This is a genomic window from Winogradskyella damuponensis, from assembly GCF_039538385.1.
GTDB lineage: Bacteria > Bacteroidota > Bacteroidia > Flavobacteriales > Flavobacteriaceae > Winogradskyella > Winogradskyella damuponensis.
On record NZ_BAABCB010000015.1, the window covers coordinates 316,919 to 340,286 of the forward strand.

At 31.5% G+C, this 23,368-nt stretch carries 21 protein-coding genes; 16 read left to right on the top strand and 5 right to left on the bottom strand.

Translation table 11 applies throughout. From position 1 onward, the window contains the following. Window positions 1–12: 12 nt before the first annotated feature. The 3 genes from ABD730_RS07240 to priA all read left to right on the top strand — a co-directional run bounded on the left by ABD730_RS07240 (window position 13) and on the right by priA (window position 3,589). Window positions 13–558 (top strand): Riean_0653 family protein, encoded by a 546-nt coding sequence (locus ABD730_RS07240; RefSeq protein ID WP_344713601.1) that lies wholly within the window; start codon window positions 13–15, stop codon window positions 556–558. 152 nt (window positions 559–710) lie between these two features. Continuing rightward, window positions 711–1,136: a DUF2147 domain-containing protein gene (locus tag ABD730_RS07245; protein WP_334467405.1), complete on the top strand. Its 426-nt coding sequence runs from the start codon at window positions 711–713 to the stop codon at window positions 1,134–1,136. Continuing rightward, on the top strand, window positions 1,136–3,589 hold the full coding sequence (gene priA, locus ABD730_RS07250; RefSeq protein WP_334467406.1) for a replication restart helicase PriA: 2,454 nt from the start codon (window positions 1,136–1,138) through the stop codon (window positions 3,587–3,589). The genes ABD730_RS07245 and priA overlap by 1 nt, the downstream gene beginning before the upstream one ends. Before the next feature lie 276 nt (window positions 3,590–3,865). Here the strand turns inward: priA and ABD730_RS07255 are convergent, their stop codons facing one another. Next, a complete protein-coding gene (locus tag ABD730_RS07255; protein ID WP_179339550.1) occupies window positions 3,866–4,561 on the bottom strand; it encodes a LytR/AlgR family response regulator transcription factor in 696 nt (231 codons plus the stop codon). 201 nt (window positions 4,562–4,762) lie between these two features. Here ABD730_RS07255 and rpsF point away from each other — a divergent pair, with 201 nt between their 5' ends. The 5 genes from rpsF to ABD730_RS07280 all read left to right on the top strand — a co-directional run bounded on the left by rpsF (window position 4,763) and on the right by ABD730_RS07280 (window position 7,455). Next, the gene (rpsF, locus tag ABD730_RS07260) at window positions 4,763–5,113 is read left to right on the top strand and encodes a 30S ribosomal protein S6 (protein ID WP_092443854.1); all 351 of its coding nucleotides are present in this window, start codon (window positions 4,763–4,765) and stop codon (window positions 5,111–5,113) included. 2 nt (window positions 5,114–5,115) lie between these two features. Further along, entirely contained in the window at window positions 5,116–5,412 is a 297-nt protein-coding gene (rpsR, locus tag ABD730_RS07265) for a 30S ribosomal protein S18 (protein ID WP_186845850.1), read from the top strand. Between the two features lie 12 nt (window positions 5,413–5,424). Continuing rightward, entirely contained in the window at window positions 5,425–5,886 is a 462-nt protein-coding gene (gene rplI, locus ABD730_RS07270) for a 50S ribosomal protein L9 (RefSeq protein WP_215925262.1), read from the top strand. A 113-nt stretch (window positions 5,887–5,999) separates the two neighbouring features. Continuing rightward, complete coding sequence (locus ABD730_RS07275) at window positions 6,000–6,872, top strand: glycerophosphodiester phosphodiesterase family protein (RefSeq protein WP_344713613.1); 873 nt, start codon at window positions 6,000–6,002, stop codon at window positions 6,870–6,872. Window positions 6,873–6,978: 106 nt separating this feature from the next. Then, entirely contained in the window at window positions 6,979–7,455 is a 477-nt protein-coding gene (locus tag ABD730_RS07280) for a DUF6495 family protein (protein WP_215925260.1), read from the top strand. Window positions 7,456–7,665: 210 nt separating this feature from the next. Here ABD730_RS07280 and ABD730_RS07285 read toward each other — a convergent pair whose 3' ends face one another. Further along, window positions 7,666–8,907 carry an ABC transporter permease gene (locus tag ABD730_RS07285; RefSeq protein ID WP_334467408.1) on the bottom strand — a complete coding sequence of 414 codons (1,242 nt, stop codon included), beginning with the start codon at window positions 8,905–8,907 and terminating at the stop codon, window positions 7,666–7,668. A 233-nt stretch (window positions 8,908–9,140) separates the two neighbouring features. Here ABD730_RS07285 and hisS point away from each other — a divergent pair, with 233 nt between their 5' ends. Next, the gene (hisS, locus tag ABD730_RS07290; RefSeq protein ID WP_344713616.1) at window positions 9,141–10,523 is read left to right on the top strand and encodes a histidine--tRNA ligase; all 1,383 of its coding nucleotides are present in this window, start codon (window positions 9,141–9,143) and stop codon (window positions 10,521–10,523) included. 59 nt (window positions 10,524–10,582) lie between these two features. Here the strand turns inward: hisS and ABD730_RS07295 are convergent, their stop codons facing one another. Then, on the bottom strand, window positions 10,583–13,345 hold the full coding sequence (locus ABD730_RS07295) for a LamG-like jellyroll fold domain-containing protein (RefSeq protein ID WP_344713618.1): 2,763 nt from the start codon (window positions 13,343–13,345) through the stop codon (window positions 10,583–10,585). 512 nt (window positions 13,346–13,857) lie between these two features. On the opposite strand from ABD730_RS07295, the gene ABD730_RS07300 reads away from it, so the two are divergent. From ABD730_RS07300 to ABD730_RS07310, 3 genes are all read left to right on the top strand, one after another. Continuing rightward, window positions 13,858–15,480 carry a tetratricopeptide repeat-containing sensor histidine kinase gene (locus ABD730_RS07300; RefSeq protein WP_344713620.1) on the top strand — a complete coding sequence of 541 codons (1,623 nt, stop codon included), beginning with the start codon at window positions 13,858–13,860 and terminating at the stop codon, window positions 15,478–15,480. Window position 15,481: 1 nt separating this feature from the next. After that, entirely contained in the window at window positions 15,482–16,147 is a 666-nt protein-coding gene (locus tag ABD730_RS07305; RefSeq protein ID WP_334467413.1) for a DNA-binding response regulator, read from the top strand. Between the two features lie 216 nt (window positions 16,148–16,363). Continuing rightward, entirely contained in the window at window positions 16,364–16,726 is a 363-nt protein-coding gene (locus ABD730_RS07310) for a hypothetical protein (RefSeq protein ID WP_344713622.1), read from the top strand. Window positions 16,727–16,760: 34 nt separating this feature from the next. On the opposite strand, the gene ABD730_RS07315 is transcribed toward ABD730_RS07310, so the two are convergent. Then, the gene (locus tag ABD730_RS07315) at window positions 16,761–17,204 is read right to left on the bottom strand and encodes a hypothetical protein (RefSeq protein ID WP_334467417.1); all 444 of its coding nucleotides are present in this window, start codon (window positions 17,202–17,204) and stop codon (window positions 16,761–16,763) included. Between the two features lie 1,351 nt (window positions 17,205–18,555). Then, window positions 18,556–19,227: a hypothetical protein gene (locus ABD730_RS07320; protein WP_344713624.1), complete on the bottom strand. Its 672-nt coding sequence runs from the start codon at window positions 19,225–19,227 to the stop codon at window positions 18,556–18,558. Window positions 19,228–19,586: 359 nt separating this feature from the next. On the opposite strand from ABD730_RS07320, the gene ABD730_RS07325 reads away from it, so the two are divergent. From ABD730_RS07325 to ABD730_RS07340, 4 genes are all read left to right on the top strand, one after another. Then, window positions 19,587–19,748: a hypothetical protein gene (locus ABD730_RS07325; RefSeq protein WP_215925534.1), complete on the top strand. Its 162-nt coding sequence runs from the start codon at window positions 19,587–19,589 to the stop codon at window positions 19,746–19,748. 334 nt (window positions 19,749–20,082) lie between these two features. After that, window positions 20,083–21,552 (top strand): hypothetical protein, encoded by a 1,470-nt coding sequence (locus ABD730_RS07330; protein WP_344713627.1) that lies wholly within the window; start codon window positions 20,083–20,085, stop codon window positions 21,550–21,552. Next, window positions 21,552–21,965, top strand: a complete 414-nt coding sequence (locus ABD730_RS07335) for a hypothetical protein (protein WP_344713629.1) — start codon at window positions 21,552–21,554, stop codon at window positions 21,963–21,965. Before ABD730_RS07330 ends, ABD730_RS07335 begins: the two co-directional genes overlap by 1 nt. Window positions 21,966–21,975: 10 nt before the next feature. After that, window positions 21,976–23,367, top strand: a complete 1,392-nt coding sequence (locus tag ABD730_RS07340) for a hypothetical protein (RefSeq protein ID WP_344713631.1) — start codon at window positions 21,976–21,978, stop codon at window positions 23,365–23,367. The last annotated feature ends 1 nt before the right edge of the window (window position 23,368 follow it).

Genomic DNA, 23,368 nt, shown 5'->3' on the forward strand with positions numbered 1-23,368 from the left:
AAAATTAAAAAGATGAAAAGACTGCTGTTTATGTTGGTGTCATTAAGTGTGTTAGTAGCTTGTTCTAGTAACAATAGTGACGATTTTAATGAACCAAATGACTTAAGTGGTGCTTATTTAACAGCTAAAGTTAATGGTGAAGATTTTGTGGTAGAGGGTAATAGTATTTTAACAGGAGTGTATGCGCAATTGGTAGAATCTAATTCTGTTTTTGTTTTTGGAATTGGAGCTACAACATTTGATGATGGTTTTAATGCAAGAGTTGTAAGTCTTGCTTTGGGCGGTTTAGATTTTGATATGGTTGTCGCAGGTGGAGAGTATTATGCCCAACAGGGAGACTTAACGGTGGCTGGCTATTATAACGAGCAAAATACAAATGATACTTATCTTAGTTCAGAGTCAAATATGGAGGCTTATGTAAAAATAACGGCCATTGATAAGATTAATAGAGTCGTTTCTGGTGAGTTTCAATTTGTTTCTATTGATGATGACAATTCAAATATCACCTACGCCGTTACAGATGGTGTTTTTAATGAAATTGAATATGTAACCGAGTAATAATAAACTATCCAAAAAGTGGCTAGTCCTTAAAAAACCATCTCAATTAGAGATGGTTTTCTTAATTAAACCTATTACTTTTGAAATATATACCATTGCTAACAGTTATGTTATTTAATAAGTAGCTAGATTAATTTAAGAAAGATCAAACGATGTTAAAAAAATATATTACAAGTTTTGTTATGCTTCTCCTGTTTTGTAGCCTTTCAGCACAATCTATAACAGGGAAATGGAAAACAATTGACGATAATACAGGTCAGGCAAAATCGATAGTTGAGATTTATGAGTCTGAAGGAAAAATTTATGGGAAAATTATAGAATTAATTAAACCAAAGGTTGAAAACCCAATATGTACAGAATGTAAAGGAAAGGATAAAGACAAACCTATTGTTGGCCTTCAAATTATAGATGGTTTAACTAAAGATGATGATGTTTATAATGATGGTGAGATTTTAAATCCTGAAAATGGAAAAGTGTATAAGTGTCAATTAAAACTTGATGACAATAACGATACTCTTCAAGTACGAGGATATATCGCTTTTTTCTATAAAACTCAATATTGGAAACGTATTAAATAATGCTACATTTTATAGACGTCATTTTACCAATTCCACTTCAAAAGGCATTTACCTATCATATTACTGAGGCAGAATCTCAATTCTTAAAACCAGGAATGCGAGTCGCAGTACCTTTTGGGAAAAGTAAAATTTATACGGCTTTAGTTTATACAATCCATCAAAATCCACCAACGGCTTACGATGCAAAAACGATTCATCAAATTTTAGATGATACAGCTGTAATAACAGAAACACAATTGCAACATTGGGAATGGATTGCTAATTATTACATGTGTAGTTTAGGAGAAGTAATGAGAGCGGCAATGCCAAATGCATTTTTGTTAGAAAGCGAAACCATAATCTCTAGAAATGAAAAAGTTGTTATTGAAGCGTCTGAATTAAAAGACGAAGAATATTTAATTTATGAAGCGCTACAACATCAATCTTCATTAAAGATAAATGATGTTGTATCTATATTAGATAAAAAGCGCGTACTGCCAATTATCAATGGCTTGGTAGAAAAGGGTGTTTTAAATTTACAAGAAGAAATGTATGAAAAGTACACGCCAAAATTAGTGCGGTACGTCAAGTTACATCACAACCATAAATCTCAAGAAAAGCTACAAGAGTTGCTAGAAGAATTAAGTAGAGCACCAAAGCAGCGCGAAGTTGTACTTACTTTATTTACAATGGAAGCCTCTTTGAAGCAACCAATTAAAGTTTCAGATTTAGCAGAACGCAGTGGAGCATCTACTTCGATAATTAAAACCTTAATTGATAAACATATTTTAGAGGAATATCACATTCAAGTCGATCGGGTTCAATTTGATGGCGATGGAGATTCAGATGCTAAACGATTAAGTGAAGCTCAACAACAGGCATGTGATGAGGTTGAGGCTGTTTTTAAAGAAAAATCAGTGGCATTATTACATGGAGTTACCTCTTCGGGTAAAACAGAAATTTATGTTCAGCTCATTCAAAAACAATTAGATTTAGGAAAACAAGTCTTGTATTTATTGCCAGAGATTGCATTAACTACACAATTGGTAAACCGACTTCAGGATTATTTTGGTGAGAAAGTCGCTGTTTTTCATTCGAGATATTCAGGAAATGAAAGGGTAGAAGTTTGGCAAAATATGCTTAATAATTCCGAAAAAGCACAGGTTGTTATCGGCGCACGATCGTCATTATTATTGCCTTTTCGTAATTTAGGATTAATTATTGTTGACGAAGAGCATGAGTCGTCCTACAAACAATTTGATCCTGCACCACGCTATCACGCAAGAGATGCGGCAATTGTTTTAGCAAATATCTTTCAAGCAAAAACCCTTTTAGGATCTGCAACTCCAAGTCTAGAAAGTTATTTTAACGCCAGTCAAGGTAAATATGGATTGGTGGAATTAAATTCACGATATAACAATGTGTTAATGCCAGATATAGAGCTGGTAGATTTGGCAGATAAATATAAGCGTAAGCGCATGAAAGGTCATTTTAGCGATAGATTAATCGAAGAAATGACAGAAACTTTAGAAGAAGGATTTCAAATTATATTATTTCAAAATCGTCGTGGCTTTTCGCCAATTATCGAATGTACAACTTGCGGAACGTCGCCTCAATGCCCTAATTGCGATGTCAGTTTAACATATCACCAATACAGAGATCAGTTGCGTTGTCATTATTGTGGATATAATTCGGCTATGCTAAAAAGTTGTCAGGCTTGTGGTAACTCTACATTAGATACTAAAGGTTTTGGTACAGAGCAAATAGAGCAAGAGGTCAAAGTGTTATTTCCAGATAAGAAAGTGGCGCGTATGGATTTAGATACCACACGTGGAAAATATGGCTTCGAGAAAATAATTAACAGCTTTGAACAACGCGAAGTTGATATTTTGGTTGGAACGCAAATGCTAACCAAAGGTCTAGATTTTAGATTTGTAAAGTTAGTTGGCATTATGAATGCTGATAACTTGCTTAATTTTCCAGATTTTAGAGCACACGAACGTAGTTACCAACTCATGGCACAAGTGTCTGGTAGAGCAGGTCGTACGGATTTAAGAGGGAAAGTTTTAATTCAAACGTATAATCCGCATCATAATATTTTACAACAAGTATCTACTAATGCTTATAAGGAGATGTTTGCAGAGCAGATGAATGAGCGTTATAATTTTAAATATCCACCAGTTTTTAGGTTAATTAAAATTACTTTCAAGCATAAGGATTATAATCGAGTGAATTTGGCTGCAGATTGGTATGCAAAATCATTAAAGCAATTATTTAAAGCTAATGTTTTAGGTCCAGAATTTCCGCCAGTATCAAGAATTCGAAATTTATATCATAAAAACATCTTGGTAAAAATTCCACAAAAACAATCCTTGGCAAAAACAAAAGAAGCGATTAGGAAAATAGATAATAGCTTTAATGCAGTAAAAGATTTTAGGTCAGTGAGAGTTGTTATTAATGTGGATAATTATTAAATCCAAATTTTAAAATACTCATAAAGCCTCCTCAGGGATACAACCTATGGGACTAATTTTTTATTATAGATTGTTATTTTTTTTCTAAATAACATGAATTACACTAAAGAAACTTGAATATTCTTGATGGGTATTGTCCTTATTAAGGTGGCTTTAAGGATATGAAAATTAAATAATTTCTTAGTTTATAAATTTTAAGAACTAAAAAATCCCAAACATTTGCTTGGGATTTTTTATAATTTATAATGTAATGCTTTATATGTAAATATAATATTCTTACATATTATTTAAAGCATCTACTAATTGGGTCTTTTTATTTCGACTCAAAGGAATTTCATAAGCACCAACTTCAACATTTTTACTGTTAAATCGGTCAATTTTATCGAGATTCACAATGTAGGATTTGTGAATTCTTAAAAACTTACCTTCGGGTAACTCTTGTTCAAAAGCTTTCATTGTAGATAGTACTACCAAGCTGTTTTCTTCAGTTACTACTTTTACGTAATCACCAAGCGCTTCAATCCATTTAATATCCTTAATATAAACTTTACGTTTTTTAAGGTTACTTTTTACAAAGATATGTTCGCCATCCGTTTCGTTAAAGTCTAGTTTTAATTTGTGTTGCTCAATAGCTTTTTCTACAGCGACATTAAAACGTTCTTTAGTGATTGGTTTTTGAAGATAATCGGTAGCATCATAGTTAAATGCTTTAAAAGCATACTCGGTTTTACCAGTAACAAAAATAATTTGGGGTTTGTTGTTGAGTACATCTAGTAATTCAAAACCGTTTAATACAGGCATCTCTATATCTAAGAAGATAAGATCTACTTTATGTGTATTAAGACCGTTTTTTGTTTCTAACGCACTGCTGTACTCTGCAATAAGGTTAAGTGAGGAATGATTCTCAATTAACTTTACTATAGAGAGGCGCTGAATCGCAGAATCATCAACAACTACACAGTTTAAAGTCATAACATTATTTATTTTAGGTTAAGATATCGACAATAGTACGATAAATTCGGTTAAAAAACAAATATTACCGACAAACCGTAAGATTTAACATAATTTTTAAGGCAATAATGTAGTCTTAATATTAGATTAGAAAAACGTTGTCAAATATAGAATTTATATGTATTTTTGCAGCCGTTTTAACAATAAACAAAATTATTTATTATGAATCATTATGAAACTGTTTTCATCTTAAATCCCGTTTTATCTGAAGACCAGATAAAGGAGACAGTAAAGAAATATGAGGATTTCCTCGTTTCTAAAGGAGCTAAGATGGTATCAAAAGAAGATTGGGGACTAAAAAAATTAGCCTACCCAATTCAAAACAAAAAAAGTGGTTTTTATCACTTATTTGAATACCAGGTGTCTGGTGAAGTTATCGAACCTTTAGAGGTAGAATTTAGACGTGATGAGCGTTTTATGCGTTACTTAACTGTGAAATTAGACAAACATGCTATTTCATGGGCTGAGAGAAGAAGAGAAAAAATGAAAGTTAAAGCAAAAGCAAAAGCGTAATTATGTCATCAATAGAACAACAAGCAAAAGGAAAAAAGGACGGAGAAATTAGATATCTTACTCCTTTGAACATAGAAACTTCTAAAAATAAGAAGTATTGTCGTTTCAAAAAATCTGGAATCAAGTATGTAGATTATAAAGATGCAGATTGGTTATTAGGTTTTGTAAACGAACAAGGCAAGTTATTACCAAGACGTTTAACAGGAACATCTTTAAAGTATCAAAGAAAAGTGTCTGTAGCTGTAAAAAGAGCGAGACATTTAGCTTTAATGCCTTACGTAGCAGATTTATTAAAATAAAATATCATAACAATGGAACTTATATTAAAACAAGACGTTGAAAATTTAGGATTTAAAGACGATATTGTATCTGTTAAGAACGGTTATGGTAGAAACTTTTTAATTCCTCAAGGACAAGCTATAATGGCTACTTCTTCTGCTAAAAAAGTATTAGCAGAAACTTTAAAGCAAAGAGCTTATAAAGAAAAAACTGTTATTGCTGAAGCTGAAAAAACTGCTGAAGCTTTAAGAGGTTTAGATATTAAAATTACAGCTAAAGCTGGTACTGGTGCTACTGCTGGAGACAAATTATTTGGTTCTATTACCAACATAGATTTGGCTGCTGCTATTAAAAACGCTGGTCATGAAGTTGACAAAAAGTTTATTGCTATCACAGGTGGTAATATTAAGCGTTTAGGTCAGTATGAAGCTGCAATTAGATTACACAGATCAGTAACAGTTGATTTAACTTTCGACGTTGTCGCTGACGCATAATCTTTTTATTACAATTATTAAAAACCGTTTAGTTTACTAAGCGGTTTTTTTATAACTTATTTTTTGAATAGAATATAAGATTTAAACCGCTTAAGCATTGCAATATTTATAATATGAAACAGTTTCTTTTAATTTTTGCGCTTTGTGCTTTTTGGGCTTGTAAACAAACTAAAACGTCAACAGACACTTTAGAACTACAGCCTTCTAAATTAATAGAACTCTTTAAGGTTTCAAATTCAGAGTATCCAAATATCAGTGTACATAGAGGTGGAAAAGGATTTATAAATTATCCAGAAAATTGTATAGAAACACTGAAATATGTTAGTGATAGCATTGTTGCAGTCTATGAAGTTGACGTCGCTCAGACCAAAGATGGGAAATTAGTCTTAATGCACGATAAAACGATAGATAGAACAACAACAGGAAGTGGGAAAGTAGATGAATTATTATACCAAGAATTGAAGCAATTTAATTTAAAGGATGATTATGGTAATAAAACCGACTTTAAAATTCCTTTGTTCTCAGAAGTTTTACAATGGTGTGTAAAAAATAATGTCATTCTAACAGTAGATATTAAAAAATCTGTAAGTCAAGAAGCCGTTATTAAAACGATTAGAGAATTTAAAGCTGAAGATGTTTGTATTATAATTACTTACAATGTTGAAGAAGCTAAAACCGCTTATAAAATAGCACCAGATTTATTATTGTCCGTTTCAGCTAGAAATGATGACGAGCTAAATCGGTTATTAGAAACTAATATTCCTACTAAAAATATGTTGGCTTTTACAGGGACACGTTTGTCGGATCCGGCACTTTTTAAAAGTTTACACGATAAAAATATCGTTTGTATTCTAGGTACATTAGGAAACTTAGATAAAAGTGCAGAAGCAAGAGGAGATAAATTATATGTTCAGTGGAAAGAAAAAGGAGCAGATATCATAGCTACAGATAGACCTTTTGAAGCTTATAAAGCGATCAATAATTAAATTTGAAGTGTTAGCAGTCGTATTACGCACAGTAGAAATGCTCATTAAAAAGTAAATAATAATTAAACAAATTCCGCATAAGTGCGGAAAGACAAATAAATTTGTCATGAAATACACAAGATTAACAAAAGAACAATTTGAAGAATTACACCAAGAATTCATCAACTTTTTAGCAACACAATCCATTACTGCAGACGAATGGGAAGATATAAAAAAGAATAAACCAGAAGTTGCAGAACAAGAATTAGACGTCTTTAGTGATTTAGTATGGCTAGGAGTATTAAATAAAGTGCAATATTTAGAGCATATCTCGCCACAGCAAATACATCTTTTTCAGTGCAATGAAAAGAGTATGCGTTTAATTGCCCTAAGAATCCAAAATAAGGCTGTCGATTTTACAACTAAAGAAGGTTTTAACTGGTTACGAGATAATTTATTATCAGATTCTGTTGAGTTCTTTAATGCTAAAAAAGACTATTCAGACGATAAGCATTTAGATATTTTTAAAATGATTCAGGCTGGAGCCAATATCACAAAAGGGGAATTATTTAATTATTTTGCTAATTTGGTAAAAGGAGCATAAACCCCTTTAGTTTAATCACTTTTATTTATAGGCCTTTCTTTTGATTTGTAATTAACAATGATATAGAAAGGCTTTGTTATATGCGTTATTTCATTTAGAAATAAAATGGGAAAAAAGTGTTTAATATCAAAAATCTGGAATCAGTGACATTTGCTAAACTCAATTATCAATAGGATTTTATTAGAATAAGACTCTTGGCTTTACGAGTCTTTATTCATAACGTAAAGACTCAATAGGATCTAATTTTGCAGCTTTTGTGGCAGGATATAAACCAGAAACAATAGCCACAACAAAAGCAATGCTTGTAGCCCAAATCATGGCTACCCAAGGTGTAGAGAATTCGAGATCAAATCCTTTGGCAACTGCTAATCCTATTAAAATACCAAGAATAGTTCCTAAGAGACCACCAAGTTGACCAATGATTATGGTTTCCATAAAAAACTGAAAGGCAATAGTTTTGCTCTTGGCTCCAAGCGCTTTTCTTACACCAATCTCACGAGTACGTTCACTAACAGAAACGAGCATTATATTCATTAAGGCAATGGTAGATCCAAAAATGGTAATAATGCTAATTATCCAAGCAGCTACATAAAGTGCTGCTGTATTTTGTGCCACTTGGTTTAATAAATCATCGCTTCCCTTAATTCCAAAATCATTTTTTTCAATAGGGTTAAGGCCTCTAATGTTTCTAAAAGTTATTATGGCATCTTCTTTTGCAGCTTCAAGCATGTCTCCTTTATCAACCTTAACACTTAAATTGTAATTAATATTTGGATTGGTAAAGATGGAACGTGCTTTTTGGATAGGCATAATCACTCTTAAATCTTGATTGTTGCCAAATGTAGATCCTTTTTCTTTTAATACGCCAATGACCTTAAATTTAGAGCCTCTAACGCTAATTGTTTTGCCAATAGGGTTGTCTTCAGGAAACAGGGCTTTGTGTAAATCACTACCAATCACACAAACAGAGTTTCCGTTTTTTGCATCAAATACATTTAAAGAACGGCCATTTTCTATTTCTAAACCGGAGTTTTCAATAAAAAACTCATTTGCTCCAATAACAGCTACTTCAGGGTCGGTTTTTTTACTCTCGTATTTTATTTCGGCAGAAGAAGTCCCAAAGAAAGACACAGCTACTTTTGTAAACGGAAAGTTATAATTTTCTTCAAAATCTTTTACATTTCGGTAGCTAATCACTGGATTTATTTTCTGTCGTTCTCTACTGCTTTGGCGTTGTGCCGTAAATTCGTAACGCTGAAAATTAAAAGTATTAGAACCCATAGATAAGAAATTACCAGTAATAGTATTTTCTAATGCAGATACACCACTTAAAATCCCAACCAGTGCCATAATACCTATAGCGATTATTAAAACCGTTAGTATGGTACGTAATAATTGACTTTTTATAGAGTCGAAAGCAATTCTAATATTCTCTTTAGCTAATGAAAACATAGTTTTTGGATACGTTAGTTGGGTTGTTTTAAGTATAAGACTACTTAAGTAGCATAAAGTTACTATAAAATCCAATTATCTTAGTAAGACCTCTAAAAATTATAATATTTTTGTGACTTCATCCTAGAAACTTCATAGTTTTAAGGCTGAAGTCACACTGAGGATAGTCGAAGTGTTTTTTTTATAAAATAGAGTTTCACTTAAAAAGACTCCCACTTTCGTGGGAGATTAATATGGCACAAAAACCAAGCATACCAAAAGGCACAAGAGATTTTAACGCAGAAGATGTTGCAAAGCGTTCTTATATCATGGAAACGATAAAAGCACAGTTTCAAATTTTTGGATTTCAACCTATTGAAACTCCAAGTTTTGAAAACTCGGAGACCTTAATGGGAAAATATGGAGACGAAGGAGATCGTTTGATTTTTAAGATTTTGAATAGTGGTGAGTTTTTGAAAAAAATTTCAGATGAAGATTATAAGTCTAAGTCGGAAGCTATACTAACTTCTAAAATTTCAGAAAAGGCATTACGTTACGATCTTACAGTCCCTTTTGCAAGATACGTTGTACAACACCAAAACGACATCGAATTCCCTTTTAAGCGTTACCAAATACAACCGGTTTGGCGTGCAGACCGTCCACAAAAAGGACGTTTTAGAGAGTTCTATCAGTGTGATGCCGATGTTGTAGGTTCTAAATCCTTGTTTCAAGAAGTCGAGTTTGTACAGTTGTATGATGCTGTATTTTCGGCATTAAAATTAGAAGGTGTTACGATTAAAATTAATAACCGTAAAATCTTATCAGGCATTGCAGAAGTTATTGGAGCGCAAGATAAACTTATCGATTTTACAGTGGCTTTAGATAAGTTAGATAAAATAGGTGAGGAGAAAGTAAAAGACGAAATGCGTAGTAAAGGTATTTCGGAAGATGGGATTACGAAGCTTCAACCATTATTTACTTTAAAAGGAGATTTTGGCAATCAGATTGAAAGTTTAAAATCTATTTTAAGTACTTCCGAAATTGGATTAAAAGGCATAGAAGAACTTGAGTTTATAAATACAGCTATTTCCAACTTAGAATTAAAAACGGCAAAACTTCAACTTGATGTTACTTTAGCAAGAGGACTAAATTATTATACAGGAGCCATTTTTGAAGTCTCAGCTCCAGAAGGAGTAAAAATGGGTTCTATTGGTGGTGGAGGTCGTTATGATGATTTGACTGGAATCTTTGGTCTTAAAGATATGAGTGGAGTAGGAATTAGCTTTGGTTTAGATCGTATTTATTTGGTGTTAGAGGAATTGGGATTATTTCCATCGACCATTACAGAATCTACTAAAGTACTCTTTATTAATTTTGGCGATGAAGAAGCGTTATTTAGTTTGAATGCTGTAACTAAATTACGACAAGCTAATGTAAAATCAGAATTATTTCCAGATGCCGCAGTTTCAGGTAAGCAAATGAAAAAACAAATGAATTATGCGAATCGTCGTAATATTCCGTTTGTAGTTTTGGTTGGTGAAGAGGAAGTCAAGGCTAAGTTATTCACGCTTAAAAATATGGATTCTGGAGCGCAAAATAAATTGTCCTTTGATGAGTTATTAGAGGTGTTAAAATAAGAAAAGCCTCAGTTTTGAGTAGACTGAGACTTTTCTAATCACTAACTAAAAACAATCAACTATTTTATTAATACTTTTTTGGTTACTAAGGAACCCGTTTCGGTTTGTAATTTGATGATATAAGTACCAACATTTAAATTACTTATTTTATATTCTGAATAATTACGTTGTGCTATGTTGTTAATTGTGTAAACAGATTGACCTAGCATATTATACAAAGTCATAGATTTTACGTGTAATTGATTTGGATTAACAAGTACAATTTTTTCAATAGTATTTGAGTATAATACATCTATATGACTTGCTATTTGATCATCAATACCTAATACTTGTTCTGGTGTACCAAATGTAATTTCAAAACGATCTAAATATTCTCCTTCATTTAAGAAAATGTCGTAATTACTAGCTCTTAAATCGTGATAGACATCTAGTTCTATGTCATGTAAATACACATTAAAATCGTCAGGAACATTTTCTAATGCATCAATCATTATTGAATTGATACCATCCATATCTGTTTTAATTCCTAAAGGGTATGTGGTATTAATGTCTGCTTCATTACTGGCTTGAATGATATAAGCATCAGTATTTATTACCCAAAACATATCATCTATTTGGGTTTCGTTTAATTTGCCATCATAAGCCCAATCAACACCTGGAGTTGCATTATCGTCTATGGTTAATAATAATTGACGACGAATGGTATTTACGGAATTAAATCCTATTCTAAATTTCATTCTGTCATCACCATCATCAGTATTATTAGTTTCACTAGTTGGAGTTGTATTGTTAAACGCACTTCTTATAAATACAGAAGAATTATCTTCTGTTTTAAAGACACGTTGCCCGTTGTTAAAATTAATAGTACCAGGGTTTTCGCCAGTAACAAAGAACGCTTGCCCAATAGGAATATAACGTCCTGGTTTTTTTGTAGGTGCACCACCTGGAGCGACGTCTGGATGATTGCTACCTTTATAAGCGGCAGCTACTGCTCCAGAAAAGTTGTAAGTAGCATATCCACCTTGATAATCTTGTAAATAATGAGAACCTCCTCCCCAATGATTCCAAAAATAAAGCGTACCACTTATTAAAGGAGTGGAGTCTGGAACTGGAGTATTGTCATAGTCTAATGTTGGACCATTATCTCGAATAAATTCATGGGCATCTATAGCCGAAGGGTATGGATTTCCTACTAAATAATCATTGTTAGCTGCCAATGTAAGGTTAATATCGCCATTGTTTGGCTTACCTGAAAACACATAATTTTGTGGTGTAGTAATTGAGCCGGTCCCTGGGCCTTTCATGGTAAATCCTTCACCAGGTAGTATGGTACCTGTTTTTCTAATATGTTGCCATGCTGAATATGTATTAGTTGGTAGATTGGCGTATTTCCATATCCAATAGTCAGCAATCTTAATAGGACTAGTTGCAGCACCATCGTAACCAGAAGATGAAAAGTTGATATTGATAGGGTTGTTAGGATCTGAACCATCTTTCATGACATCCATAACCCTAAAATTATTTGATGCTGAATTTTGCATTTTAACAGGAGAAGACCAATAGTTGTAAGTATAAGTATCTGCAGTGCCTTGTTGGTCACGTTCTATTTTACCAATACTTGCAGAATCGAGGATGCTATCTTCACCTTGTACCAATTGTGATTCGCCTTCGAGATCAATAAAGCCATCTAATTTTAAATACCAAGATACGTTCAATTCTGAATCGTTTGTAACATGATATTCTATGGGATTAGAACTGGCATCGTTTTCATTAATAATTAAACCTAAATGCGTTTGTCTACTACTATAGGTAACATTATTGTGTTCTACTCTAACAATAGACCAATCGTAAGTTATGACATCATCTCCATTAACTCCATCGGCCGTATTTTCAACTGCAGCATCTAAGCTGCCACTACGTTGTGTAACGAATGGCATTGGTGCTGATTGAGGTACAATCTGACTAGTGGCAATGTTGTGGAGTGTTGCGCCTGTACCTGTGTCAATAGCTGGCGTAGTTAAGTTGTCTGTAATATTTCCTCTATAACTATCAAAACGGTAATATCTAATGAGATTAGACCAAGATAAGCTACTGATATTTATGGGGATTTCTGTACCGCGAACATTGCCATTATTTTCAATTTCTTGGTATACTATTTTTTGGATTTGTTCATTAGAAAGCGCTTTGTTAAAAAGTCTTACTTCGTCTATATGTCCTTTAAAATGCCATTCATCTGGTCCGTAATATCTTCTCCCAACATAAAATGGTGTGCTATCTGTATTAAGAGGGCCGCCGTTAAGGTAAATGTTATTTACTTCTTCACCATTGACGTATAGTTTTAGTCTGTTTTCAATATTACTATATGTTGCGCTAATATGCACCCATTGATTGGAGGGTAATATCATGGGGGTGCTTATAGAGCTACCGTTAGTTTTAACAACTAGACGGTTAAAGACTAATAATAAAGAAAAATTATCTTGACCAACTATGGTTTGAAACATTGGTCCTGAGGGATCAATTTTTACCCATGCCATTAATGATACTTCTTGCCATCCGCTTAATAGTGAGGCGTCTTCAACATAATCATCAACACCGTCAAAATAAAGCTGGAATTTTCCGTCTATATCTACAGGTGGTTCAGATGATATACTTGTTGTATTAAAAGTATCTGTAAAATCCGAATTATTGTCTTTGTCGTTACAATCTTCATATTCAGATATCTTATTATCTGTAATTAAAGTGTTGTAAGAGAAAGCGTTAAACGCATACATAAGCAATAAGCATAATGTAAAGCGTTTCAATATAATATGAACACGATCCATAAGTGGTTAAATTTATTTAGTTTGGGACTAAATTATTCGACAAACATAATATTTTTATCTATAAAATGCAAATAAATCCGATTAAATGTAGTTTTTGTGAGTTTTTGCCGTTTTAAGCCTTGTTCTGGTAGACTAAATGAGTCGTGTTTTTTGTATTGTCTCGCCTGTATTTGTAAATGTTACTTGATGTTTCCGTTTTAAATTGATGGATTTATGTTTAATTTCATGTAGTTATACGATATGGGATTTATAATTCCTTATAGAGTAAAAAATAGATGTAACTGTTTTGTTTTTTTTTCAGTTTAGCATTCTTTTTATCTAACTTTTAGAGGTTGGTAGATGAAAATAGAACTGCAAGCATATTGAAAAAAAGAGAAGATATTATGCTTCTATTACTTCATCTCTATTCTGCAACTCCATCAGTAGGTAGGACTAGTTAATATTAAATTTATTATTATTTTAGGGGAATGATTTCAACTAAAATTTCTTCTCTTTTTTTTTGCCTTCTCCTAATGTTATTATTCAGCATTAGCGCTAATCAAAATTGTTACGGACAACAACAAGAAGACACTACAGACTACAGGCGTTTAATTTTAAAACCCAAAAATATTTCGGATTTAACAAAAGGGTTTAGATTCTATTTAAACTCTAAAGATGCTAAATTAGAACGGTTAGATACTATTGGTGCTATATATGATTTGCGTTTAATTTCTATTGCTCTTAGGAAAAAAGGACTTTTACATGAAAGTGAGAATTATGCCGTTGAAGCTCTAAAACTGTTAGACCATTCTAGTATAAAGGATTCTTTAGAAAATGAATCTCGAGCAGCATTGTATAATCATTTAGGACTTATTAATGAGAAATTAGAAAACAATGACTTGTCTTTAAATTATTATAATAAGGCCATTGCTATTGCAGATGTTTTTAATACTAAGAGTTCGGTTATAAAAAACCGTGCTAATGTTTATCTTAAGCTAGAGCGGTATAAAGATGCTATAGCGGATTATTTGAGTGTTTTAGATTTTAGTATTGAAAATGAATCTAAAACTAAAGTTGCCAGGCTGTATGATAATTTGGGTTACGCGCAATCCAAAATTGATCATCCTGAAGCTTTAGGCAATTTAGAAAAAGGATTGGGTATGAGAAAAGCTGTAGAATCATATTCAGGATTAATTACCAGTTACTTACATCTAGCGGAGTATTATAGTGATAGAAATCAGAAAAGTCAGGCACTAGCATATACGGATAAGGCGTTAACCTTGGCCAAGACTAGCGGAAATAAATATTATGAAGCTCATGTTTTAGGGTTTAAAATGACATTGAAGAATGATGAGGAGGTTATTAGGTTTAAGACATTGAATGATAGTATTAATTTGGCAAATCAGGTGTTTAAAAATCAGTTTGCATCAAGTAAGTATGAATTTTTTAAAGAGAAAAAACGTGCAGATGAAAATGAAATTTTAAAGGAGAAAGAGAAATTTAAACGTCTGGTTGTTCAATCTATAGCAGGCTTTGTAATACTATTAACTGTATTTGTAGTGCTTAAACTTAATGATAAGTACAAAAAAGAAAAATTACAACAAGTCTATAATACAGAAACTCGTATTTCTAAAAAAGTGCATGATGAAGTCGCTAATGACGTTTATCATGTAATGACTAAACTTCAGAATAGCGAGCATGTAAATGAAGATCTTTTAGACGATTTAGAAGATATTTATGTTAGAACAAGAGATATTTCAAAAGAAAATAGTGTTATAGATGTGAAGGGTAATTTTAATGCGCAAATTTTAGATTTACTATCGAGCTATAGAACCAAGGCTGTTAATGTGATTACTAAAAACAGTTCGAACATTAACTGGAATGGCTTGTCTGATATAAAAAAAATAATTCTTTACAGGGTCTTACAAGAGTTAATGACCAATATGCGTAAACATAGTAAAGCCTCTATTGTTGTTTTAGACTTTAGTCAAACCCATAAAAAAATAACGATTGACTATAAAGATAATGGTGTTGGTAGTAACATTATTAAAAGCGATGGTTTGCAAAATGCGGAAAACCGTATAGAATCTATCAACGGATCAATTACTTTTGATTCAGAAATTAATAAAGGCTTTAAAGCACAAGTTATAATTTAATATGTTTTCAAAAGTATTAATATCCGATGATTTAGGGAGTATCAATAAAGGTGTGGGCACGGTTTTAGAAGGCCTTGGCATTACAGATGTAACACAAGTACAGTACTGTGATGATGCTTATTTAAAAGTTAAAAGTGCGTATCAAATAGCAGAGCCCTATCATTTGTTAATTACAGATTTGTCTTTTAAAACAGACCATAGATCTCAAACTTATGCTTCTGGTGAAGCTTTGGTAAAACAATTAAAACAAGAATATCCTGAGTTAAAGATTATTGTGTATTCAGTAGAGGATCGTTTGCAAAGGGTAAGAACTTTAATTCAAACACATAAGGCTAATGCTTATGTATGCAAAGGCCGACAAGGTCTTAATGAGTTAAAGGCAGCTATTCAATCGGTTTACAATGACAGTATTTACATTTCACCACAAATAGAGCACGCTTTGAGTCCTAGTACAGACTTAGAAATAAGAGACTACGACATTGTATTGCTAAAACAACTTTCTAATGGTTTATCTCAAGAAGAAATTAGTAAGTTTCTAAAGCATCATGAGATATCTCCAAGCAGTTTAAGTTCTGTAGAAAAACATTTAAATAAACTTAGAGTGCAGTTTAAAGCTAATAATGCCATACATTTAGTGGCCATTGTAAAAGACTTAGGGCTTATTTAATTTTCCGATTATGGAAAACCGTAAGGTAATTAGATAAATCATTTTTAACTTTACGGCACATTGTTATTTGCTATTAATATATTATTCTAAGGAAGAGGGTAGAGTGCACATTTTTAAATGTGCACTTTTTATTTTTATATTCTTTAGAAGTATATTTATAAAACGTTTCTTTTTATATAGTGGATAAAACCCAAACAAACGACACAAAAACACCAAATGACTATAAACGAATTACCAGGCACCTACAACATCATAGGAAGCAACCAAGACGAAAATGGCATAGCTTACAAAGGTATATTAGAATTAGCCTTAGATGAGCACAACCGAATACAGGCAAAGTGGCTAATTAATACTAATCAAGAGCAATTTGGTACTGGTTTTTATAAGGACAACATTTTGGTTATTAATTTTAATTATAAAGGTGATGATGATCTTACTTATAAAGGGGTTGTGGTCTATAAATGCATTACTAAGGACTTATTAAATGGCTTTTGGTCTGAGAAGCATGGTAATCCGTTGTATCTTGGAGAGGAACGTTGTTATAGGGTTGGAGCCGAACAGCTTGAGTTGCTTAATTGAGATTGCTTTGTTCTGTGTCCTCGCAAGGGCGTAACTAACGTTTGTCATTAGCATTAGCCCATTGCTTATAACGGTTAAACTGTTCTTTATCTAGGATAGTCTCTAAGATATTAGCTTCTGCGTTGATACGGTCGTTAGCCGAAAGGTTTTTATAAGGGGTTCCTGTATTGGAATCCATCCAATTGGCGAGTGCCGTTTCATAACGTTGTTGTTGATCATCACTCATTTCAAATTGCGCAAATAAACGCATTTGTCGTTCTGGGTTGTTTAGATTCCAGTTTTGGTCTATGTCACCGGTTTTTTCCTCGTAGGTATAAACGTCTTCTTCAAAATTGCCGTCCTTTTCATAATTTCTGGTATCGGTAAGTTCTTCGTTCATTGGGTTTCTAGTGTCTATGCTTTCTTTTGAGGTTTCATTTTTACAAGAAAAAGAAAGCGTCAATAGTGCTAAGGCTAAAAAGGGATATGTTGTTTTCATAAGATTACTATTTAAAATTCAATTTAAATATAGTGGTATAAATTTCATGACTTTAACTTAAATCGTTTAAATATTAATCATTTAGGTATGGTTGAGTTATATGATGGGGAATATTAGTTGTGCTGGAGCACCGCTATTGGCTTTTTATTTGTGCTCGATTTAGCTTCGCTGAATCTTCGCAGTGTGAGCTTTACAATAGTAAAAGTCTGCAATGCTAGGGCATTGCATTGGCCTTTTTTTATGCTTTAACGATTTCTAAATGATTTGATTTACTTTCAGTGAATCTTCGCAAGGTGAGCTGTACAATAGTAAAAGTCTGCAATGCTAGGGCATTGTTATGGCCTTTTTTTATGCTTTTGTGCTTTATATATTTTTTGATTTACTTTCAGTGAATCTTCGCGGGTGAGCTGTACAATAGTAAAAGTCTACAATGCTAGGGCATTGCATTGGCCTTTTTTTATGCTTATGCACTTTGAAGCAAAGCTTCAGTGCAGCGCATAAAAAAAGTCCGGCACTTTCGTGCTAGACTTTTACTGCTGTAGCGAGAACGAGATTTGAACTCGTGACCTCTGGGTTATGAATTTTAATTTGAAGAAATTTAAAAATTTTAAATCGCTGATAATCAAATTGTTAAAAAATACCGTGTTCTTAATCGTGTTCCAAAACGTGTTCGGTTTCGTGTTCACTTTTTGTTAAAAATAATATGACTCAAATTTATAAAATTTTATTTGAAGTTTTTATTGTGAGTGGGTTAAAATTTAGAATTGAAATGTGAAGAGGTTTGTAGAGGGTATTTGTCAATTAAGAGAGAAAATAAGTTTATGGTAACAGGTTATTTCGGTTCTTAGTCGGGCTTAGTATGCGTGTGATTAGTTATTTAAATTGATAATAAGATTTTAATAAAAACGCAATAATATGCTTGTAACTAACCAATGAAACTAAAATATTTACGCAATAAAACCGCAATAAAACCGCAATAAAACCGCAATAAAACCGCAATAAAACCGCAATAAAACCGCAATAAAACCGCAATAAAACCGCAATAAAACCGCAATAAAACCGCAATAAAACCGCAATAAAACCGCAATAAAACCGTGAACCGCCCCAAATTAAACCGTAATAGAATTGCAATAAAACTGCAATAAAACTGTACATTCCAAAGCACTATAAATTTATTCGAGAATAAATTCAATGGGGATATTTATCAAAAAACATTGTTTGATGGCTATGATTAAACGAATTGACAACAATTATTAGTTAAGTAATATAAATAAATATACTCCATTTAGCATATAGTACTAATGTGGAAGATAGCAGTGTTTAAGAGTAATGATAGTAAATTGTTAAGCAATTATTTAGAACAAATATATTTGTTTATCATATATTGAGTTATTGGTTTTAGTGTTTTGCTAGTCTCAGGATGAAGTCCTAGAGCAGTGAAATATTCTAATTCCTTATCCTTATTTTTTCCATACCATATTAAAACACTTCCATTCTCATTAAAAAAAGAGTAATCACATGTTGGTTCAACTTTTTTAAAATAAAGTATACGTTCTTCTTTGTATATTTTTAGTTGATTAACATTATATTTTTTTACATCGAAATCAACTTCTACATAATGATCATTTTGCCAAACCATCCAGCGCTGTCTCGTTGTGTAATTATAGATAAGCATACTAGAAATTAGTAGTAGGACTACTAGGATTATAACTCTATGCTTTTTTAAAAATGTAAATGCATTTTTTTCAGAAGATGCTTCTTCATGTTTTTTTGTGAATTCATAATAATTGTCATAATCCAAATATTTACTTAAAGCATCCAATACCTCTTTCCTAAGGTTAATATCACTTTTTGGATCACTATAGATTACTTTATATTTTTCTGTTAAACTCCTTTCTCCATATGTAAATTGATTTGTCTCATAAATCTTTTCCGATAAATGTCTTGCTCTCGTAAAAATTTTATCTGAATTCACTTCACTCTTTGCTTTTTCAAAAGCTTTTAAAAGTAATTTTTCTTGCATGTCATTTATTTTATTTCCCTGTTAAATCTACAAATTAGCAATGGAAATAGCATGGAAATTCTTTTCCAAAAAGTTTCTATGCTATTTCCATACATTCCATTATGAACTTTATTCTTTTGCTTTAGAATTGAATACCACCTTAGGTGTAATAAGGTTTACAAAATTCAATTTTATTAATGGAGAAGCAAAGTGAAATAGAGCTATTCTTTGGGAAGAAATAATTCTGTTTTACTTCTGCTCTCCAATCTTCCCAGCGAAGAGACGTCTCTTCAAAAATTTAGTAAGTGTTGCTAAGCAACTATAGCTCTGAGAATTTCTCGGACAGCAACACTATTGTTTAATTTTTAATCTAATACAAAATGAAAAAAATATATGTAATAGTTTTTACGGTTTTCCTCAGTACAGCATTCTTTTCGTGCAACCCTGAGAGTTTAGTTGATGAAATAGCTCCACAAGCTTGTTGTGATGAAGGAGAGGATATTCCGCCACCACCTCCGCCACCAGATCCAGTAGTTACTTAAAATGTTATTGTTAGCTGATGTTAAATTAATTATGATTTTAGAGGAATGATTTTAACCAAAATATCATTCCTCTTTTTTATTATTTACAATTAATCATATCAGCAATATATGAAGACTTTGTTTTTATTATTTGAGAGTGCTTACGGAAAACCGTAAGGTGAATATTGTTATTTCAGTTAGGTTTGTTTACCATGAGAAAAATCATTTAGTATGTGATTACAAATTCTTTAAGGTCATTTTTTTTTTGATGGATTACGGTTTACCGTAAGGATTAGTTTAATAATGGATTTAAGTTTGAGCACTTAACATAATAAAAAAGCTTTTTACAAGCCTTATGAATAAATTATATATACTCATATTTTTAGTAGTCATTTTTTCTTGTGAACGAAATCCACGCGAAGATTCTAGTGTTTTAATTAATCACAAAGAGAATGATATAGTTTTAGAAGATGATACTTCGAATATTAATCAAAAAATATTTGAGAACAAAACCCATATAGCAAAAGTAAAGTTCTATTTGGAGAACACTTTAAGCATGTATGGTTATCTACCAGAAAAAAAAATAATAAATACAGGTTTTAGAAATGCTGTAAATGAATTAATCATAGCTTCTAAAACAAACTACAACGAAGATAATATTGACTTTTTCCTTATAAATAATACATCAACTAAGTCAGTAAGTGTTAAAGATAATTTAGATAATATAGATGAAAAGTCATTAAAACGTCTTTATAAAAAAGGAAGAGGTACTAGTGATTTTGATGAATTATTCAAAAAAATCTTACTTGATTGGAAGAAAGATGAAATAATAGTGTTTATCGCAGATTTTATTTATTCACCTAAAAGTACAGATGTAGAGACTGGCTTAGATCAATTAAGAATGAATATTGCTAGCGCATTTCAAAATGTACCTAATTCAGAGACTTTAGCTACTAATATCTTACATCTTGAAAGTGAATTTGAAGGCATATATTATGACATCAAAAACGCTAAGTATTATAATATTAAAAAAAGACCCTATTATATTTTTATTATTGGGAATGAGAATAATGTAGATAATTATACAAAGGAAGTTATCCCAAAGCTAAAAAGATATAATCTTAAAAATAATTATCAGAGAATTCCATCTGAAATACAAATTAGTGAATTTTCAGCACTTCCTTTTACTTTAAATAAAGGACAGTTTGCTTTAAACTCATCAAAGGGCAAAACTGTAACGATAGAAAATGCGTTGAATCAAGGTTCAAGTGTTCAACTGGCTGTTTCTATTAATCTTGATGATATACCTATTTCTGAAGACTATTTGGTTGATCTTGAAAACTATACTTTAAATAATAATAAGATTAAGATTTTAGATGTTGGGAAAATAGATGATAATCAAATACGGCTAAAAGATGGTACTTTAAAAAATATCAACCCAAGTGATATTTCACGTACTGAAAGTAGTACACATGTTTTGTTATTGTCTTTACCTAATACTTATAATGGAAATATTGAGATAACATTAGATAAAAATATACCAAACTGGGTAGATAATGTTTCTGTTAAACCAAGGGAAGATGATAGAGATATTGAAACGAATGTATTAAAGCAATCTCAAACTTTTGGTTTTAAACACATTGTAGAAGGGATATCTGAGGCTCAAAAAACATCAGGAAATAGTAATAAATACTTTCAAATAACTTTAAAAATTAATCAAGAAAAATCTAGTTCAGGATTAGGAACCATTGTTAGTTGGTTGGTTGTTTTTCTAATCCTTTTTATCGTTGGAATTATAATTTATAAAAATAAACAAAGAAAATAATGGGACAAAGTATTAAATTATTATATGATATTTTTAAAATAAATTCGGAACCGTTTTATAAGGATTTATTGAGGTTAGACTTTGCTATTTGGGTATTTATAATTACTGGAATAGTAAGTCTGTTATTTGTGGTTCTTTATTATTATGTTGTTGATAGACCAAAAACAGCAAAATTAACTATATGGTCATTGTTTTTATTAGTTGTTTCTATAATAAGCGCAATTTCAGCTTATATGATAGCTAGTAATACTATTATTGATGATTATTTGTCAATTTCGCCACCAGTGCCAGAGTATTCACAAGATTTAATCTATTTCTCTTTAATAAACTTTTTATTTGGGGCACTATTTTTCTTGATATGGTCGTCACTTTTGAAATGGAAAAGTTCAAATTCATCTCATATCCCTTTTTAAAAATCTAATTATGTCTAAACTATATATTTTTGCAATTGGAGGTACTGGTTCTCGAGTTTTAAAATCTCTAACTTATTTATTAGCATCTGGAGTAAAATGTAACTCGGAAAAAATAATACCTATTATTATTGATCCTGATGCCGCAAATGGAGATGTAAGTCTTACAACGAATACTCTAAGGTCTTATCAAAAAATAAGAAAATCGCTGTCATTTGATACTAACACTTCTAATCAATTTTTTAAAACAGAAATAGAATCACAAACACCTAATTTTAGAATTAAAATATTAAATTCTGATAAGAAATTTAAGGATTATATTGGGTTAGCTTCTATGGATAGAACTAATAGAGCGTTGACATCGATGCTTTTTAGTGAAAAAAACTTGGAAGCTACAATGGATGTTGGATTTAAAGGGAATCCTAATATGGGAAGTGTGGTATTAAATCAATTTCAACATTCAGATGATTTTAAAACATTCGCCTCAAGTTTTTCACAAAATGATAGGATTTTTATTATTTCTTCCATTTTTGGCGGTACAGGAGCTTCTGGTTTTCCCCTTTTATTGAAAAACTTAAGACAAGCTTCTTCAGAACTCGATAATCATCAATTGCTTAAAAAATCAAATATTGGTGCTATTTCTGTGTTACCTTATTTTGGGGTTAGAAAAGATGAGAATAGTGAAATTGAAAAGTCTACATTTATTTCTAAGACCAAGGCGGCGTTACATTACTATGAACATGGTGTAAATAATGATGTCAATAGAATGTATTATATCGGCGATGATATTAATAGGGATTATGAAAATAATGAAGGTAGTACGTCTCAAAAAAATGATGCACACTTTATTGAACTAGCTTCTGCAATGGCTATTCTGGATTTTGCAAATGAATCTGTGACAGATCAAAATGAAGTAAGAGAGTTTGGTATAAATAAAAACTCAAAGAATATTAGTTTTCCAGACTTAGACGGTAATACAAAAAATATATTATTTAAGCCTTTATCGCAGTACTACTTATTTAACTTGTATTTAGAGAATAAATTTTCTAAAACATTTGATCAAAGATTCTCAGCAGAATTAGGTTTGAATTCTAATTTTTTAAATACTGAGTTTTATCAAGAATTAAAACGATTTAATAAAGGTTTTTGGACTTGGTTGGTGCAAATGTCTTCAAATGAAAGAGGTTTTTCCCCTTTTACATTAGAGTTGACTAATAGTGAGATATTTAACGCTATTAATGGTATTCCCTTAAAGCGTTCTAATTGGAAAGGTGTAAAAAATTATGAGCGATTCATTGAGTTTTTAAATAAGTCTCTTAAATATGATGAAAGGGGAAAGACCATAGAGGATAGGTTTATAGATATTTTTTACAATACCACTAATTTGTTAATTCAAGAAAAATAGA